The organism is Lysobacter xanthus (assembly GCF_047159895.1).
The window spans coordinates 1-16,905 of the sequence record NZ_BAAGAB020000056.1 but is presented as its reverse complement, the minus strand read 5'-3'; the positions used below and the strand labels follow the sequence as shown (position 1 = coordinate 16,905).

Annotated in this window: 10 protein-coding genes; 6 read left to right on the top strand and 4 right to left on the bottom strand. The window is 70.7% G+C overall.

Translation table 11 applies throughout. The features are described from left to right. From ACY35P_RS12160 to ACY35P_RS12145, 4 genes are all read left to right on the top strand, one after another. Window positions 1-1,262 (top strand): FAD-dependent oxidoreductase (locus tag ACY35P_RS12160; protein WP_462116100.1); only part of this gene is annotated, 1,262 nt, incomplete at its 5' end. Beyond that, window positions 1,259-2,698, top strand: coding sequence for an exodeoxyribonuclease I (sbcB, locus tag ACY35P_RS12155; RefSeq protein ID WP_462116099.1), 1,440 nt, complete (start codon window positions 1,259-1,261; stop codon window positions 2,696-2,698). The genes ACY35P_RS12160 and sbcB, both read left to right, overlap by 4 nt. Window positions 2,699-2,810: 112 nt before the next feature. Next, window positions 2,811-5,777, top strand: a complete 2,967-nt coding sequence (locus tag ACY35P_RS12150) for a two-component regulator propeller domain-containing protein (RefSeq protein ID WP_462116098.1) — start codon at window positions 2,811-2,813, stop codon at window positions 5,775-5,777. A 49-nt stretch (window positions 5,778-5,826) separates the two neighbouring features. After that, window positions 5,827-6,387 carry a DUF2939 domain-containing protein gene (locus ACY35P_RS12145; RefSeq protein WP_462116097.1) on the top strand — a complete coding sequence of 187 codons (561 nt, stop codon included), beginning with the start codon at window positions 5,827-5,829 and terminating at the stop codon, window positions 6,385-6,387. On the opposite strand, the gene ACY35P_RS12140 is transcribed toward ACY35P_RS12145, so the two are convergent. The 4 genes from ACY35P_RS12140 to ACY35P_RS12125 all read right to left on the bottom strand — a co-directional run bounded on the left by ACY35P_RS12140 (window position 6,384) and on the right by ACY35P_RS12125 (window position 14,608). Next, window positions 6,384-7,313: a 5'-nucleotidase gene (locus ACY35P_RS12140; RefSeq protein WP_462116096.1), complete on the bottom strand. Its 930-nt coding sequence runs from the start codon at window positions 7,311-7,313 to the stop codon at window positions 6,384-6,386. The genes ACY35P_RS12145 and ACY35P_RS12140 overlap by 4 nt on opposite strands. A gap of 94 nt (window positions 7,314-7,407) precedes the next feature. Then, entirely contained in the window at window positions 7,408-8,199 is a 792-nt protein-coding gene (locus ACY35P_RS12135) for an NAD kinase (protein ID WP_462116095.1), read from the bottom strand. Window positions 8,200-8,296: 97 nt separating this feature from the next. Further along, window positions 8,297-13,258, bottom strand: coding sequence for an NAD-glutamate dehydrogenase (locus tag ACY35P_RS12130; protein WP_462116094.1), 4,962 nt, complete (start codon window positions 13,256-13,258; stop codon window positions 8,297-8,299). Window positions 13,259-13,405: 147 nt separating this feature from the next. After that, entirely contained in the window at window positions 13,406-14,608 is a 1,203-nt protein-coding gene (locus tag ACY35P_RS12125) for an acyl-CoA dehydrogenase family protein (RefSeq protein WP_462116101.1), read from the bottom strand. A gap of 99 nt (window positions 14,609-14,707) precedes the next feature. On the opposite strand from ACY35P_RS12125, the gene ACY35P_RS12120 reads away from it, so the two are divergent. Next, window positions 14,708-15,664 carry an ArsR/SmtB family transcription factor gene (locus tag ACY35P_RS12120; protein WP_462116093.1) on the top strand — a complete coding sequence of 319 codons (957 nt, stop codon included), beginning with the start codon at window positions 14,708-14,710 and terminating at the stop codon, window positions 15,662-15,664. After that, the gene (locus tag ACY35P_RS12115; RefSeq protein ID WP_462116092.1) at window positions 15,661-16,755 is read left to right on the top strand and encodes a homocysteine S-methyltransferase family protein; all 1,095 of its coding nucleotides are present in this window, start codon (window positions 15,661-15,663) and stop codon (window positions 16,753-16,755) included. The genes ACY35P_RS12120 and ACY35P_RS12115 overlap by 4 nt, the downstream gene beginning before the upstream one ends. Window positions 16,756-16,905 lie beyond the last annotated feature (150 nt).

The following is a 16,905-nucleotide window of genomic DNA, read 5'->3' as shown; positions in this document are numbered from 1 at the left end:
AGAAACGCGGCGATCCGCGCGTCGCCGGTTACGCGGGCGGACGTTCGATCAACCTGGCGCTCGCCGAGCGCGGCCGCCATGCCTTGCGGCTCGCCGGTGCCGACGACGCGGTGATGGCGCAGGCCGTGATGATGCGCGGCCGTATGGTGCACTTCCCGGACGGCCGCACCGACCTGCAGCGCTACGGTCGCGACGACAGCGAGGTGATCTGGTCGGTGCATCGCGGCGAGCTCAACATCGTGCTGCTCGACATCGCCGAAGCGGCCGGCGTACGGCTGCATTTCGATCGAGGCCTCGCCGACGTGGACTTCGAGGGGCGCACGGCGCGCTTCGAGGGGCCGGACGGTAGCGTGATCGAAACGCCGTTCGAGTCGCTCGTCGGCGCGGACGGGGCCGGCTCCGCGCTGCGCGCTGCGATGGGTCGTCATGCCGATCTCGGCGAACGCACCGAGAACCTCGGCCACGGCTACAAGGAACTCGAGATCCCGCCGGCGGCGGACGGCAGCTTTCGCATCGAGCCGAACGCGCTGCACATCTGGCCGCGCGGCCGCTACATGTGCATCGCCCTGCCGAACGACGAGCGGACATTCACCGTCACCCTGTTCCTGCCCACGCACGGCGGTGATCCGAGCTTCGACACCGTCCGCAACGGCACCGAAGCCCGCGCGTTCTTCGATCGCGATTTCGCCGATGCGTCGGCGCTGATCCCGGCGCTCGAGCACGATTTCGACGCGCACCCCACCGGCGGCCTCGCGACGCTCTACCTCGACCGCTGGCACCTCGACGGTCGCGCCGTCCTGCTCGGCGATGCGGCGCACGCGATGGTGCCCTTCCACGGCCAGGGCATGAACTGCGCGTTCGAAGACTGCGTCGCGCTGGCCGCGCACCTCGACCACGCCGAGGACCGCGCGACCGCGTTCGCGGCGTTCCAGGCCGAGCGCCTGCCGAACGCCCGTGCCATCCAGCAGATGGCGCTCGAGAACTACCTCGAGATGCGCGACCGCGTCGGCGACGACGAATTCCTGCTGCAGCGAGCGCTGGAGCGCGAGCTCGCCGCCCGGCACCCGGACCGTTTCGTCCCGCGCTATTCGATGGTCTCGTTCCTGCGCATCCCCTACGCCACCGCGTTCGAGCGCGGACGCCTGCAGCGCGAGATCCTCGCCGAGGCCACGGCGGGCCACGAGAGCCTCGACGCGGTCGATCGCGCCTTCGTCGACCGGCTCGTGGCCGAGCGCCTGCCGCCGCTCGGGGCCGGCGCGTGACCGCCAGCTTCCTGTTCTACGACCTCGAAACGTTCGGCGCCTGCCCGCGTCGGAGCCGGATCGCGCAGTTCGCGGCGATCCGCACGGACACCAACCTGGAGCAGATCGACGACGAGATCTGCTTCTACGTGAAGCCCGCCGACGACCTGCTGCCCTCGCCCACCGCGAGCGTGATCACCGGCATCTCGCCGCAGCACGCCTGCGACCACGGGGTGAACGAGGCCGAAGCATTCGCGCGCATCCACGAGCAGATGATGCGTCCCGGCACGTGCACCGCGGGCTACAACTCGATCCGTTTCGACGACGAGTTCGTGCGTTACGGCTTCTTCCGGAATTTCTACGACCCGTACGAGCGCGAGTGGCGCGGCGGCAACTGCCGCTGGGACCTGCTCGACGTGATGCGGCTGGCGCATGCGCTTCGTCCCGACGGGATCGAATGGGTCCATCGCGACGATGGCACCGCCAGTTTCACGCTCGAAGGGCTCGCCGAGGCGAATGGCGTGCGCAGCGGCGACGCGCACGAAGCCCTGAGCGACGTGCGGGCGCTGATCGGGCTGTCGCGACGACTGCGCGCCGCGCAGCCCCGGCTGTGGGACTACTGCCTCCGCCTGCGCGACAAGCGCTTCGCCGGCAGCCTGCTCGACGCGGTCGCGATGACCCCGGTGCTGCACGTCTCGCAGCGCTTCCCGGCGAGCCGCCTGTGCGCGGCACCGGTCATTCCGCTCGCGATGCATCCGCGCATCGGCAACCGGGTCGTCGTCTACGACCTCACGCAGGATCCCGACGTGCTGCTCGGCCTGACGCCGGAGGAGATCCTCGCGCGGCTGTACGTGCCGCAGGACCAGCTCCCGGAGGGCGCGGAGCGTGTCGCACTCAAGGAGATCCACTTGAACCGCTGCCCGGCGATCGTCGCCTGGGATCACCTTCGCGAGCCCGACCTGGCGCGGCTGCGCATCGACCCGGCGCAGGTGGCGCGCAACGTCGAATGCCTCCGCAACCGCGCGGACGAGGTCGCCGAAAAGGTACGGCGCGTGTATGCGGCCTCCGCCGAGCGCGCCGCGTCCGACTGCGATGCGGGTCTGTACGACGGCTTCCTGCCCGACGGCGACCGCCTGCGATTCCCCGACGTTCGTGGCACCCCTCCGCAGCACCTGGCCGGCATGGATTTCGGCTTCACGGACGCGCGCCTGCCGGAGTTGCTGTTCCGGTATCGAGCCCGCAACTGGCGCGACTCCCTGGGCGACGGCGAGCGGGTCCGTTGGGACGGCTACCGCCGCGAGCGGCTGGCCGATTCCACCCGCAGCGAGCACACGTTCCCGACGTTCTACGAGGAGATCCGCGGTCTCCGTGAATCGCGGGCGGGCGACGCGCGGGTGGCCGCCGTCCTCGACGACGTCGAGGCCTGGGGCCGAGGCCTCGAGGCCGAAATCGCCTGACGCTCGACCGCCGGGCACCGTCCGGCCACCGCGGATCGGCCCGGGCGACCGCTCGCGGGCCAAGTCCCGGGATCCGTGGCACATTGCGCGCGGGGATCCACCGGTCAGGGCCATGCCAGCAAGGCTGAAAGCGCGCCAGCGTTTCGAGAGTGCGCGCGCGATCCTGCGCGGCGTTCGACGACGCCTGCTGCTCGCCGTCGCGAGCGTCGCAATATCGCTCCTGCCCCCGCTCGGCGTCGCGACGGCCGGTTCCCTCGCCGACGACTTCGTCGAGTCCTGGACGACGCGCGACGGGCTGCCGCACAGCACCGTGAACGGCATCGGCCAGACGTCGGACGGCTATCTCTGGCTGGCGAGCTGGGAAGGCATCGCCCGCTACAACGGCCACGAATTCCAGCTCTACCGCCGCGAGGACATCCCGGGTCTGGGCGACGACAGCGTGCGCGCCGTGCATGTCGGCCCGACCGGCGACCTGTGGGCGGGCAGCGCACGCGGCGGGATCGTCCGCTGGCACGGCGGGCATTGGCAGTCGCGCGGACGCGTGAGCGGACTCGTGACCGACCTGCTCGAGGAACCCGGCGGCCGGCTGTGGATCGCGACCGCGCGCGGCGGCGTGGTCCGAATGGACCCGGACGGCGCGCGGCACGTGGTCGACGCCTCGCGCGGGCTTCCCAGCGACACGGTCAACGCACTGGCGCGCGACGCCCGCGGACGCGTGTGGGTGGCCACCAGTGGCGGCCTCGCCAAGGTGACGGGCGACCGCGCGTCGCCGGTCTCCGCATCGGGCCTGCCGCCCGGGCCGGTCTTCGCCCTTGCGAGCCGCCCCGACGGCCGGGTCCTGGCCGCGACCGAGCACGGCGCGCTGGTCGGAGGCGACGACGGCTTCGCACCGCTTCATCCGGGCCTGTCCGCGCAGACGGCCACGCGCCTGTGGCTCGATCCCGACGGGATCGTCTGGGTCGGGACCAACAACGCGGGCCTCGCCCGCGTGGACGGCGACCGCATCGAATGGCTCGATGCCCGCCACGGCCTTCCCAACAATCGCGTGCTGGCGCTGCGCCGCGACCGCGAGGGCAGCCTGTGGGTCGGCACCAACGGCGGCCTTGCGCGCATCCGCTCGACGCCGATCCACACCTATACGCGCCAGGGCGGGCTGGCGGACGATTTCATCCGCGCCACGCTCGCCACGCGCGACGGCAGCATCTGGATCGGCGGCGGCCAGGGCCTCGACCGCATCGATCCGAAGACCGGCGCGGTGACGCACCTCGGCGCAGGCACGGCGCTGGCGGGCGCGTCCGTGCTGTCGCTCGCGGCCGACACCGCGGGCGACCTCTACGTCGGCACCTTCCACGATGGGCTCATCCGCCTGCGCGGCGACCGCGTCGTCGAATCGATCTCGATGGCCGACGGCTTGCCGTCCAACGAAGTTCGGGCAGTGCTGCCCGCCCGCGACGGCCGGCTGTGGATCGGCACCAAGCAGGGCGTCGTGCTGCGCGACGCGGGCAAGCTGCGCGTCTTCGGTGCGCGGGACGGCCTGCCGGCGGAGTACGTGCAGGCCCTGCGCGAAGACGCGACCGACACGATCTGGGTCGGCACGAGTTCCGGCGCCGCGGTCATCCGCGGTGACCGCGCGACCCCGCTCGACCTGAGCGCCGCGGACGCGCAATACGTCTACGACATCCTGCCCGCCCGGGACATGCGCAGCCTCTGGCTCGCGACCGACCGCGGCCTGCTGCAGGTCGATGCGAACGGGCGGCTGCTGCATCGCGTCGGTCGCGCGCAGGGTCTTCCCTTCGAGAAGATCTTCGCGACGGTCGCTGACGCCGCGGGCCGCATCTGGCTGACCGGCAACGAAGGTATCGCCCGCCTGCGCATGACGGACCTCGAGGCTGTCGCCGCAGGCCGCATCCCCCGTCTCGACGCGCACCTCTTCGGCCGCGCGGACGGCATGGCGACGGCGCAGGCGAACGGGGGCTCGATGCCCGGTGCGACGCTCGACGCCAGCGGGCGCCTCTGGGTCGCGACCGCCATCGGCGTCGCGCGCCTCGATCCCGCGGTGGGCGGTGCGCGGGCCTCTACGCTGCCGCCTATCTCCGTCGAGCGCTTCGAGGTCGACGGACGGGCGCTCGACCCCGCGGCGCGCGCGGTGCTGCCGCCGGGCGACCACCGCCTCGTCGTCCGCTTCGTCGCGCCGGCCCTCGTCGATGCACGCCGCGTCCGCTACCGCTACCGGCTCGACGGCCTGGCCCCGAAGTGGATCGAGCTCGGCGACAGCCGCGAATTGCAGTTCACCCACCTCGATCCGCGGGACTTTCGCCTGCATCTGCAGGCGCGCCTGTCCGACGAGCCGGCGCACGTCGACACCCGCGTCGGTTTCTCGATCCGTCCGTACTGGTGGCAACGTCCACTGGTGTGGGTGGCGCTCGGCGCCGCCGCGATGCTGCTGCTCGCTTCGCTCTACGTCCTTCGCATCCGCGCGCTGCGGCGCACCGCGCGACGGCTGCGTGCACTGGTCGAGGAACGCACGATCGCGCTTCGCGTGCAGACGCAGGTCGCCGAGCGGCTCGCGCGCACCGACGCGCTCACGCAGCTCGCGAACCGTCGCGCGCTGGACCAGGCGCTCGAACAGGGGCTCGCCGAGTTGGCGCAGGGGCATCCGATGAGCCTGCTGCTCGTCGACGTCGACGGCTTCAAGCCGATCAACGACCTGCACGGCCATGCGGCCGGCGACGTGGCGCTGCAGGCCGTCGCGGGAGTGATCGCCGTACATGCGCGCGAGCAGGACGTCGCGGCGCGCTGGGGCGGCGACGAGTTCGCGCTGCTGCTGGTCGGCTGTCCGATGGACGACGCGCTGGGCGTCGCGGAACGCATCCGCGCCGCGGTCGCGGCGATCGACTGCAGCCCGTTCGCTCCCGGGCTGGCGATCTCGGCAAGCGTCGGCGTCGCCTGCGGCGGCATCGTCCCCGGCGTTCCGCCGGTCCGCACCCTGGTGCCGCGCGCGGACGAGGCCCTGTACCGCGCCAAGCGCGAAGGCCGCAACCGCGTCTGCGGCGCCGTCGAGCCCGAGCGCATCGTCTGATCCGTAGGTCTCGGCGCGGCGATCACGCGCCTGCCCTAACCTTGCGCGGATGAAGAAGCTCCTCGCGCTGCTCGTCCTCGCCGTGCTCGCCCTGGCGGCCTACGTCGCCGCGGGCCCGTTTCTGACCGCGCGATCGATCAGTGCGGCGATCGAGCGAGGCGACATGGCGACTCTGGAGCGGAACGTCGATTTCGGGCTGGTGCGCGGCAGCATCAAGGCACAGCTGGAGGACTACCTCGCGCGACGACTGCACGACCCGGGCACCGACAGCCGCCTGAAGGCGCTGGGACGGCAGGTGACGGCCTCGATGACGGGTGGCGTGGTCGACGCGCTAGCGACGCCTGCCGGCATCGGCGCGATCCTGCAGGGCCGCAGCGTGATCCGCCGGGCGATGGGCTACCCGCCCGAACGCGGCATGGCGCCCGCCGAGCCGTTCGACCCGCTGCGCGGTGCGCAGTACCGCTACGAGTCCGCCTCGCGGTTCGTCGCGACCGTGCAGAACGCCGACGGCGTACCGATCGATTTCGTGTTCACCCGCGAAGGCCTGCGCTGGCGCATCACCGACGTGCGGCTGCCGGTGGACCGGCTGGTGGGCAGTCTCGTCGGCTAGCGGGGCGCGTTCGCCACGCCGTGCGGCACGTGGCCCGCGGCCACGTGGTCGCGCGCCGAAACGATGTTGTGCTCGGAGTCGTCGAAGAAGATGTCGGCACCGAAAGCCTCCAGGAACGGCCCCTTCGGGCGACCGCCCAGGAACAGCGCCTCGTCGAGCCGGATGCCCCAGTCGCGCAAGGTGCGGATCACCCGTTCGTGCGCCGGCACCGAACGGGCGGTGACGAGCGCCGTCCGGATGGGCGCATCGTCGCCCGTCGGAAACGCCTGCTGCAGCCGATGCAGCGCGTCGAGGAAGCCGCGGAAGGGCCCCCCGGACAGTGGCTCGCCTGCGCGGCGTAGTTCATGCTCGGCGAATGCCGCGAGGCCGCCCGCGCGCGAAACGCGCTCGCCCTCGTCGTCGAAGATGACCGCATCGCCGTCGAAGGCGATGCGCAGCTGGTCCGGATTGCGCGACGCGGCGGAGGCGGGCGAACGGGTCGCCGACGGCAGGAGCATCGCCGCGGCGACGCCGGCCTGCAGCGCGGCACGCACGTCCTCGCCGTGAGCCGACAGGAACAGGTCCGCGCCGAATGGACGCACGTAGGGATACGGCGGCGCCCCGTTGCTGAAGGCCGCGCGCCGGATCGACAGCCCGTGATGCGCGATCGAGTTGAAGATGCGCAGGCCGGTGTCGGCCGAATTGCGCGAGATCAGGATCACCTCGACACGCGGCGAATCCGCCGGCGCGCCCTCGTTGAGCCGCAGCAGCTTGCGCACGAGCGGAAAGGCGACGCCGGGCGCCAGCACGTCGTTCTCGCGGCTACGCTGGTAGTCGGCGTACGCCTCGAGGCCGCTCGCCTCGAACAGGTCGTGGCCCTCCTCCAGGTCGAACAGCGTCCGGGAGGAGATCGCGACGATCAGGGGGTCGGCATCACGGTCGGGCATGCGGCCTATTCTGCACGCGGCCACGTAGTCCCGGGCGAAACACTTCGCGGTCGGCGGACCCGCGTCGCCGCTCGCGGATGCACCGCGGAACGGGTCAACCGCTGATGAACTGCTCGGCGAGCATGCGCTCTTCGAGGTTGTGCTCGGGATCGAACAGCAGGGTGACGGTGCGGTCGCGCGACTCGCGAATGGTCACCTCGACCGCATCGCGCACCTCGTGCGAATCGGCGGTCGCGCTGACGGGCCGCTTCAGGGGGTCGAGCACGGTGAACCGCACCTCGGTGTCGGCCTTGAGCACCGCACCGCGCCAGCGACGGGGCCGGAACGCGGCGATCGGCGTCAGCGCGATCACGTTCGCACCGAGCGGCAGGATCGGGCCGTGCGCGGAAAAGTTGTACGCGGTACTGCCCGCGGGCGTCGCGACCAGCACGCCGTCGCAGATCAGCTCCTCGAGACGCGTCTGCCCGTTCAGGTCGATGCGGATGTGCGCGGCCTGCCGCGTCTGCCGCAGCAGCGAGACCTCGTTGTAAGCGAGGGAGCCGACGGTGGCGCCCGATTCGCTCTGCACGATCATCTCCAGCGGGCGAAGAACGGCGGGCTCCGCGGCGTGGATGCGCTCGACCAGCGTTTCGGCGCGCTGCTGGTTCATCAGGAAGCCGACGGTGCCGAACTTCATGCCGTAGACGGGCTTGCACAGCGCGCCGTGGCGATGGAGCGTCTGCAGCATGAAGCCGTCACCGCCGAGCGCCACCAGGACATCGGCTTCCGCGGGCGCATGTTCGCCGTGCACCGCGATGAGCGCCTCGCGCGCGGCCTGCGCCTCCGGCGTCGGCCCCGCGAGAAACGCCAGCCTGGGATTCGCGTTGAGCAGCCGGTCGGTCGCCATGGCGCGAGCATAGCCGTTGGCGCCACCGCCGATGTCGCCGCCATGAAAAAACCCGCCGCGTGGGACGCGGCGGGTTTCGGGACCACCTGCGGGCGGGTCAGCCCGCCGCGGCGAGCTGCGCCAGGCGTCGCACGGCCACCGACACGGTCGGGTAGTCGAGCGACTTCTGGCCGGCGAGCTCGGCGAGCATCGCGAGCGTGAAGCGCAGGCTCGAGTCGTCGCGCTGCAACCAGGCCGCCACCTTCGCGTCCGCGGCCTTGCGACCGCCTTCCGCCAGGATCTGCCCGACCAGCGCACGCTGCTGGGCGCCCAGCTCGTCCCGCAGCGACCCCCGCGCGAGCGCCTGCCAGCGGCTGTCGACGGGCAGCAGCTCGATCTGGTCGTACAGCCAGGCGAGGTGCAGCGCGCTGCTCAGCGCGAAATGCGCGCGCGTGGCTTCGGCGGCCGGCAGGCGACGGGCCTGCGCGATCTCGACGATGTCGGTCGCCGCATCGAGCAGCGGCAGCGCGGCGAGCTGCTGGGCCAGCCCGGCCGGGATGCCCCGCTCGCGCCAGCCGGCAAGACGGCGCTCGTACGCCGTGCGCTGGTCGGTGGTCATCGCCTCCGGCAGCGCCTCGCGCACCGCACGGATGCCGTCTCCGTAGCGCGACACCGCGGCCTCGATCGCAGGCAGGGTGCCCGGTCGCGAGAGCAGCCAGCGCGTCAGCGAACGCATGAGCTGCCAGATCGACAGCAGGGCGTCGACCTGCGCGGCCTCCACGACCTTCCCGTCGAGCGCGTCGATCTGCGCCCACATGTCGCGGGCGTCGAGTGCCTCGCGGGCGATCGTATAGGCCTTGGCGATCTCGGCCGGCGTTCGGCCGGTGTCTTCCTGCATGCGCAGCACGAACGTGGCGCCCATGCGGTTGACCATCGAGTTGGTCACCGCGGTCGCGATGATCTCGCGCTTGAGGCGATGACCCTCCATCGCCTTGGCGTACTTGTCCTGCAGCGGCTTCGGGAAGTAGCGGACCAGTTCCTTCGAGAGGTACGGATCCTCCGGGACGTCCGAATTGACCAGCTGCGGGAAGAGCACGAGCTTGCTGTACGACAGCAGCACGGACAGCTCCGGCCGCGTCAGTCCCTGCCCGCGCGCCTTCCGCTCGGCGAACTCCGCATCCGACGGAAGGAACTCGATCTGGCGGTCGAGCAGGCCCTGCGATTCGAGCGTGCGGATGAAGTGCTGCTTCGACCCGAGGCGCGAGACCGACATGCGCTCCATCACCGACAGCGCCTGGTTCTGGCGGTAGTTGTCGGTGAGCACGAGGCCGGCGACTTCGTCCGTCATCGACGCGAGCAACGTGTTGCGGTCCTCGAAGGACAGCTTCTTCGCCTGCACGACCGCGTTCAGCAGGATCTTGATGTTCACCTCGTGGTCCGAGGTGTCCACGCCCGCCGAATTGTCGATGAAGTCGGTGTTGAGCAGCACGCCGTGCTGGGCGGCTTCGATGCGGCCGAGCTGGGTGAGGCCGAGGTTGCCGCCCTCGCCCACCACCTTGCAGCGCAGGTCGCGGCCGTCGACGCGCAGTGCGTTGTTCGCGCGATCGCCAACGTCGGCATGCGTCTCGCGGCTCGACTTCACGTACGTGCCGATGCCGCCGTTCCACAGCAGGTCCACCGGCGCCTTCAGGATCGCGCTCATCAGCTCGGTGGGGCTCATGGCCTCGACCGACGCATCGATGCCCAGCGCCTCGCGGATCTGCGGACTCAGGGGGATCGACTTCGCCGAGCGCGGGAAGATGCCGCCGCCCTTGCTGATCAGCTTGGCGTCGTAGTCCTCCCAGCTCGAGCGCGGCAGCTTGAACATGCGCGCGCGTTCCTTGAACGAGATCGCGGCGTCCGGCGTCGGGTCGAGGAAGATGTGGCGGTGGTCGAACGCCGCGAGCAGCAGGATGTGCTTGCTCAGCAGCATGCCGTTGCCGAAGACGTCGCCCGACATGTCGCCGATGCCGACGCAGGTGAAGTCCTGCTTCTGCGAATCGCGACCCATCGCGCGGAAGTGCCGCTTGACCGACTCCCAGCCGCCGCGCGCGGTGATGCCCATGCCCTTGTGGTCGTAGCCGACCGAGCCACCCGAGGCGAAGGCGTCGTCGAGCCAGAAGCCGTGCTCGCGCGCGATGCCGTTCGCGATGTCGGAGAACGTCGCCGTACCCTTGTCCGCGGCGACGACCAGGTACGGGTCGTCCTCGTCGTAACGCACCACGTCGAGCGGAGCGACGATGCGGCCCTCGACGATGTTGTCGGTGATGTCCAGCAGGCCGTTGATGAACATGCGGTAGCAGGCGATGCCCTCGGCCTGCACGGCATCGCGATCGCCGCCCGCGGGCGGGCGCTTCACGAAGAATCCGCCCTTCGAACCGACCGGCACGATCACCGTGTTCTTCACCATCTGCGCCTTCACGAGGCCCAGCACCTCGGTGCGGAAATCCTCGCGCCGGTCGGACCAGCGCAGGCCGCCGCGCGCGACCGGGCCGAAGCGCAGGTGGACGCCTTCGACGCGCGGGCCGTAGACGAAGATCTCGCGATACGGACGCGGCTTCGGCAGGTCGGGCACCTTCGACGAATCGAACTTGTAGCTGACGTAGCCGGTCGCTTCGCCGCCGCGCGTGCCCTGGTAGAAGCTGGTGCGCAGCGTCGCCTCGATCACGCCCATGAAGCTGCGGAGGATGCGGTCCTCGTCGAGGCTCGAGACGCGGTCCATCAGCCCCACGAGCGCATCGCGCGCGGCCTGTGCCTGGCCCTCGCGCTTGCCTGCACGGGCCTCGATCACCGGCTTCACCGCGGCCGAGAGCGCCGCGTCGTCGCCCGCGAGGCGCTCGAGCTGCGCCTGGAACTTCTGCATGCCGGCGCGGATCTCGGCCTTGCTCTCCTTGCCCGTGGTGGGGTCGAAGCGCGCCTCGAACAGCTCCACCAGCAGTCGCGCGAGCAGCGGATAGCGCGTGAGCGTCTGCTCCATGTACGCCTGCGAGAACGTCACGCCGACCTGCAGCAGGTACTTGCAGTACGCACGCAGCATCGCGACCTGTTTCCACGACAGGCCGGCCGCCAGGATCAGGCGGTTGAACCCGTCGTTTTCGGCCTGCCCGCGCCAGATCGCGGCGAACGCTTCCTCGAAGTCGACGTCGATCTCGCTGACTTCCAGCGCGCGCGGATACTCGACCTCGAAGTCCTGCACGAAGAAGACCTTGCCCGCGGCCTCGATGCGGTACGGATGCTCCGAGATCACGCGCAGGCCCATGTTCTCCATCATCGGCAGCGCATCCGACAGCGGGATGTCGTCGCCCTGGCGGTAGAACTTGAAGCGAAGGCCGCCCTCGGCCTGCTGCGAGCGGTACAGGCTCAGCCGCAGGTCGTCCGGACCGGTGAGCGCCGCGAGGTTCTCGACGTCGTTCGCCGCGACGTCCGCGCTCACGTTCTCGATGTAGCCGGCGGGCAGCGCGCGGCCATAGGCGCTCGCGAGCGGCAGGCCGGCTTCCTCGCCGTGGCGCGCGACCAGTCGATCGCGCAGGTCGTCGGCCCAGTTGCGGACGATGGCGGCCAGGCGCGATTCGATCGCCGCGACGTCGACGTCCGGCACCGTGCCCGAATGCCCGTCCACCGGCTTCGGCCGCACCATGATGTGCAACTGCGCGAGCGGCGACTCGCCGAGCTGGACGGTCGAGTCGACGTGATCGGCGTTCAGCGCGTCGCGCAGCATCGTCTCGATGCGCAGGCGCACTTCCGTGTTGAAGCGGTCGCGCGGGATGTAGACCAGCGCCGAGTAGAAGCGGCCGTAGCGGTCGCGGCGCAGGAAGATCCGGCTGCGCACGCGCTCCTGCAGGCTCAGCACGCCCATGCCGGTGCGGAACAGCTCCTCCTCGGTCGACTGGAACAGCTCGTCACGCGGCAGCGTTTCGAGGATGTGCTTGAGCGCCTTCCCGCTGTGGCCGTCGCCCGGAAGGCCCGAGCGCGCCATGACCTGCTCGTAGCGGCGACGCACCATCGGGATGTCCCACGGGCGGCGCGTGTAGGCGCTCGACGTGAACAGGCCGAGGAAGCGTTCCTCGCGGATCGGCTTGCCCGCGGCGTCGAAACTCAGCACGCCGATGTAGTCCATGTAGCCGCGACGGTGCACCGTCGCACGCGCATTCGTCTTGGTGAGGATCAGCACGTCCGGCGCGCCGTCGCCTTCCGCGGTGTGCGCGCCCAGGCTCGACAGCGGGCGCGGGCGGCCGCGCTCCTCGCCCCGCAAAAGGCCGAGGCCCGTGCCGGGAACCGCCTGCAGCACCTCGTTGCGGCCCTGCCGCGCCACCTCGTATTCGCGATAGCCGAAGAAGGTGAAATGGTTCTCCGCGGCCCAGCGCAGGAAGTCCTGCGCCTCCTCGACCTGGCCAGGCGCCATGGGGATGGCGCGACCGGAGAGGTCTTCCGCCACGTGCACCATCCGGTCGCGCATTTCGGACCAGTCGACGACGATCGCGCGCACGTCCTCCAGCACCTGGCGCACCGCGCCCTCGATGGAGGCCATGTCCTCGGCACTCTGGCGGTCGATCTCCAGGTGCATCAGCGATTCCGCGGCGCCTTCGCCGATCGCCTGCAGGCGACCTGCGCGATCGCGCTTCAGCGGCACCACCGGATGCCCCAGGACGTGCACGGCGATGCCGCGCTCCGCGAGCGCGAGCGTGACCGAGTCGACGAGGAACGGCATGTCGTCGTTCGCGACCTGCAGCACGGTGTGCGCCGACTCCCAGCCGTGCGTGCGCACCGTCGGATTGAACAGCCGCACCAGCGCGGAACCCGGCTTGCGGGTCTTGGCGAAGTCCAGGAACCCGGCGGCGAGCGAGGCCCAGGCCTCCGGCGCATGCTGCGGGAACTCGTCGTTGCTCATGCGCTTGTAGAACGCGCGGGCGAAGGCCTCGCCGAGCGCCTGCTGCGCCTTCGGCAACTGCGCACCCAGTGCCGCGACGATCGTGTCGACGGCAGCGGTCTCGGTGCGGGATGCGGCGGCACGGCGGCCGGTGGTCGTACGTTTGGTGGTCATGCTGCGGATCGCTCCATGCTCCGGCGCGCGTCGATGCGGGCCGTTATGCGGATCGTGGATACGGAAAAGCCGGCGACACGCGTCGCTTCCCACGGCCACCGGGCCGAGGGGAAGCGCCGCATCGCCGGCGGATTCGTCATCTCGGGCTCAGCGCAGGCCCGTCTCGTTGCGCGCGATCACGAGGCGCTGGATCTCGCTCGTGCCCTCGTAGATCTCGGTGATCTTCGCGTCGCGGAAATAACGCTCGATCGGCATTTCCTTCGAATAGCCCATGCCGCCGTGGATCTGCAGCGCCTGGTGGGTGATCCACATCGCCGCTTCCGACGCCACGAGCTTGGCGACCGCCGCTTCCGTGCTGAAGCGCGCGCCGCCCTTGTCGAACTCCGACTTCTGCCACGCGGCCCGCAGCGTCAGAAGCGTCGCCGCGTCGAGCTTGCACTTCATGTCGGCGATCTTCGCCTGCGTCATCTGGAACGTGCCGATGGGCGCGCCGAAGGCCTTGCGCTCCTTGACGTAGGCGAGCGTCGCCTCGTACGCGGCGCGTGCGATGCCGATCGCCTGCGAGGCGATGCCGATGCGGCCCGCGTCGAGCACGCTCATCGCGATCTTGAAACCCTCGCCTTCCTGGCCGAGCACCTCGTTCGCCTGGACGACGTAGTCGTTGAACTCGATCTCGCAGGTGGCGGACGCCCGGATGCCCAGCTTTGGCTCGGTCTTGCCGCGGCCGAAGCCTGCACGCGTCGTATCGACCATGAACGCGGTGATGCCGCGGGCACCCTTGTCGGGATCGGTCATCGCGAACAGCACGATGTACTTGGCGACGGGGCCGGACGTGATCCAGCTCTTCTTGCCGTTGACCACGTACGTGCCGTCGGCTTGCCGGGTCGCCTTGCAGCGCATCGCCGTGGCGTCGGAACCGGACTGCGGCTCGGTGAGCGCGAACGCACCGATCTCACGACCTTCCGCGATCGCACGCACGTAGAGCTGCTTCTGCTCCTCGGTGCCGTACTTCAGGATGCCGTTGCAGAACAGCGAATTGTTGACCGACATGATCGTCGAGTGCGCGGCGTCGGCCGCAGCGACCTCGACCATCGCCAGCACATAGCTGATCGGGTCCATCCCGGCGCCGCCGTACTCGGCGGGCACCTCGATGCCCATCAGGCCGTTCTCGCCCAGCGTGCGCATGTTCTCGAGCGGGAACTCGCCGCTGCGGTCGAAGTGCTCCGCGCTCGGGGCGATCTTTTCCTGCGCGATCCGGCGCGCCACGTCCTGGATCATCAACTGCTCTTCGGTGAAGCGAAAATCCACGTCGGCACCTCGATTTTGGCGGGAACGGCCTAGCCTGCGAATTGTAGCGGGAGCCGTGCCGCCCTCGCCTCCCCGCTTGACCCGGAAGGCCTGCGGGCGGAGACTTATCGCTCTATCGCGATACGTTGATAAATACTCCGCATGGACCTCGAAGCCTGGTCGGGCGAGCTGAAGACCTTCGCCGATGCCACCCGCGTCCGCCTCCTCGCGCTGCTGGAGCGCGAAGAGCTGACCGTCGCGGAACTGTCCGCCATCACCCGGCTAGCCCAGCCGCGCGTGTCGACGCACCTGGCACGCCTCAAGGATGCCGGGCTCGTCCGCGACCGCCGCGCCGGCGTCTCCGCCTACTACCGGTTCGACGACGATGCCCTCGAACCGGCGCGCCGGGCGCTGTGGCGGATGCTGCGCGACGGCAGCGACGACCCGCTGCTGCGGCAGGACGCCGATCGCGTGCCGTCGGTGCTGGCGAGCCGCGCCGCCGACCAGAACTGGGCGGACGGCGTCGCCGGCGACATGGAGCGCCATTACTCCCCGGGCCGCACGTGGGAGGCGCTCGCGCGCTCGGCTTTGCCCCTGATGCAGGCGGGCGACGTGCTGGACATCGCCTCCGGCGACGGGGTGCTCGCCGAGCTGATCGCGCCGCATGCGCATCGCTACGTCTGCCTCGACGCCAGCAGCAAGGTCGTCATGGCGGCCTCCGAGCGCCTCCAGCGCCTCGGGAACGTCGAGGTGCACGAGGGCGACATGCACGCGCTGCCGTTCGACGATGCGCAGTTCGACCTCGTCGCGCTGATGCATGCGCTGACCTACGCGGACGAGCCCGCCCGCGCCGTGGCCGAGGCCGGTCGCGTGCTGCGCCCGGGCGGCCGCCTGCTGCTGACGAGCCTCGCCAAGCACGAGCATCGCTCGGTCGTCGAGGCGTTCGGGCACGTCAACCTCGGCTTCAGCGACCGCGAGTTGCAGCGGTTCGCGACGCGCGCCGGGCTGGACGTGGTGAGCAGCGGCACCGTCACCCGCGAGCGCCGCCCGCCGCATTTCGAGGTCATCTCGGTGATCGCGCGCCGGCCGGACGCGCCGCGGGGCAAGCGCGCGCGATGAACACCCTGCCCTGGCTCCGGCCCGACCGCGTGGACGCGCTCGAGCGGCTGCTCGCCGAGCGCATCCTCGTCATCGACGGCGCGATGGGCACGATGATCCAGCAGGTCGGGCTCGACGAGCAGGATTACCGGGGCGCGCGGTTCGCGGAGGGCTTCGACGCCGCGCATCCGCCCGCCACGCACGCCCACGCGCCGGGGTGCGGCTGCGCCCACGACCAGCGCGGCAACAACGACCTGCTGAGCCTCACCCGCCCGGACGTCATCGGCCGCATCCACCGCGAGTACCTCGACGCCGGCGCGGATCTCGTCGAGACCAATACGTTCAACTCGACGTCGATCTCGCTGGCGGACTACGGTCTCTCGCATCTTGCGCGCGAACTGAACGAAGCCGGCGCGCGTCTCGCGCGCGGCGCCTGCGACGCGAGCGAGGCCGAGAGCGGGCGCCCGCGCTTCGTGATCGGCGTCCTCGGACCGACCAGCCGCACCGCATCGCTGAGCCCCGACGTCAACCGACCGGGCTATCGCGCCGTAACGTTCGATGAACTCCGCCTTGCCTATCGGGACGCCGCCGACGGCCTCATCGATGGCGGCGCCGACGTGCTGATGGTCGAGACCATCTTCGACACGCTCAACGCGAAGGCCGCGCTGTTCGCGATCGAGGAGACGTTCGACGCCCGCGGCGCGCGCCTGCCGATCATGATTTCCGGGACGATCACGGATGCCTCCGGGCGGACGCTGTCCGGCCAGACGGCCGAAGCGTTCTGGTACTCGGTTCGCCATGCGCGACCGCTCGCGATCGGCCTGAACTGCGCGCTCGGCGCCCGCGACCTGCGCCAGCACGTCGACGTGCTGGCGCAGGTCGCCGACACCTTCGTCAGCACGCATCCCAACGCCGGTCTGCCCAATGCCTTCGGTGGCTACGACGAGACGCCCGAGGACATGGCCGCCGTCATCGGCGAGTTCGCCGAGGCCGGGCTCGTGAACCTGGTCGGCGGTTGCTGCGGCACGACGCCGGCGCACATCGCCGCGATCGCCGCCGTCGTGCGGGGCGTGGCGCCACGCGCGCCCCTGCAGACGGCCCGCGCCGCCTGACGCCCTCCGCTCTCACCGATCCACCGCCGCACGGAGCGCGGCCCTCCCTGCGAAGCCGATGACCGACCTGCCCCGCCGACTGGCTCGTGCGCACGCTGGTGCCCTTGGTCGAGTCGCGCTACGCCGTGCGGCCGTCGCCCGAGGCGCGCG

Excerpts from the sequence above, each read along its gene's own strand:
- ACY35P_RS12150 (WP_462116098.1), top strand. The coding sequence starts at position 2,811 with ATGCCAGCAAGGCTGAAAGCGCGCCAGCGTTTCGAGAGTGCGCGCGCG.
- ACY35P_RS12145 (WP_462116097.1), top strand. The coding sequence starts at position 5,827 with ATGAAGAAGCTCCTCGCGCTGCTCGTCCTCGCCGTGCTCGCCCTGGCG.
- ACY35P_RS12140 (WP_462116096.1), bottom strand. The coding sequence starts at position 7,313 with ATGCCCGACCGTGATGCCGACCCCCTGATCGTCGCGATCTCCTCCCGG.
- ACY35P_RS12135 (WP_462116095.1), bottom strand. The coding sequence starts at position 8,199 with ATGGCGACCGACCGGCTGCTCAACGCGAATCCCAGGCTGGCGTTTCTC.
- ACY35P_RS12130 (WP_462116094.1), bottom strand. The coding sequence starts at position 13,258 with ATGACCACCAAACGTACGACCACCGGCCGCCGTGCCGCCGCATCCCGC.
- ACY35P_RS12120 (WP_462116093.1), top strand. The coding sequence starts at position 14,708 with ATGGACCTCGAAGCCTGGTCGGGCGAGCTGAAGACCTTCGCCGATGCC.
- ACY35P_RS12115 (WP_462116092.1), top strand. The coding sequence starts at position 15,661 with ATGAACACCCTGCCCTGGCTCCGGCCCGACCGCGTGGACGCGCTCGAG.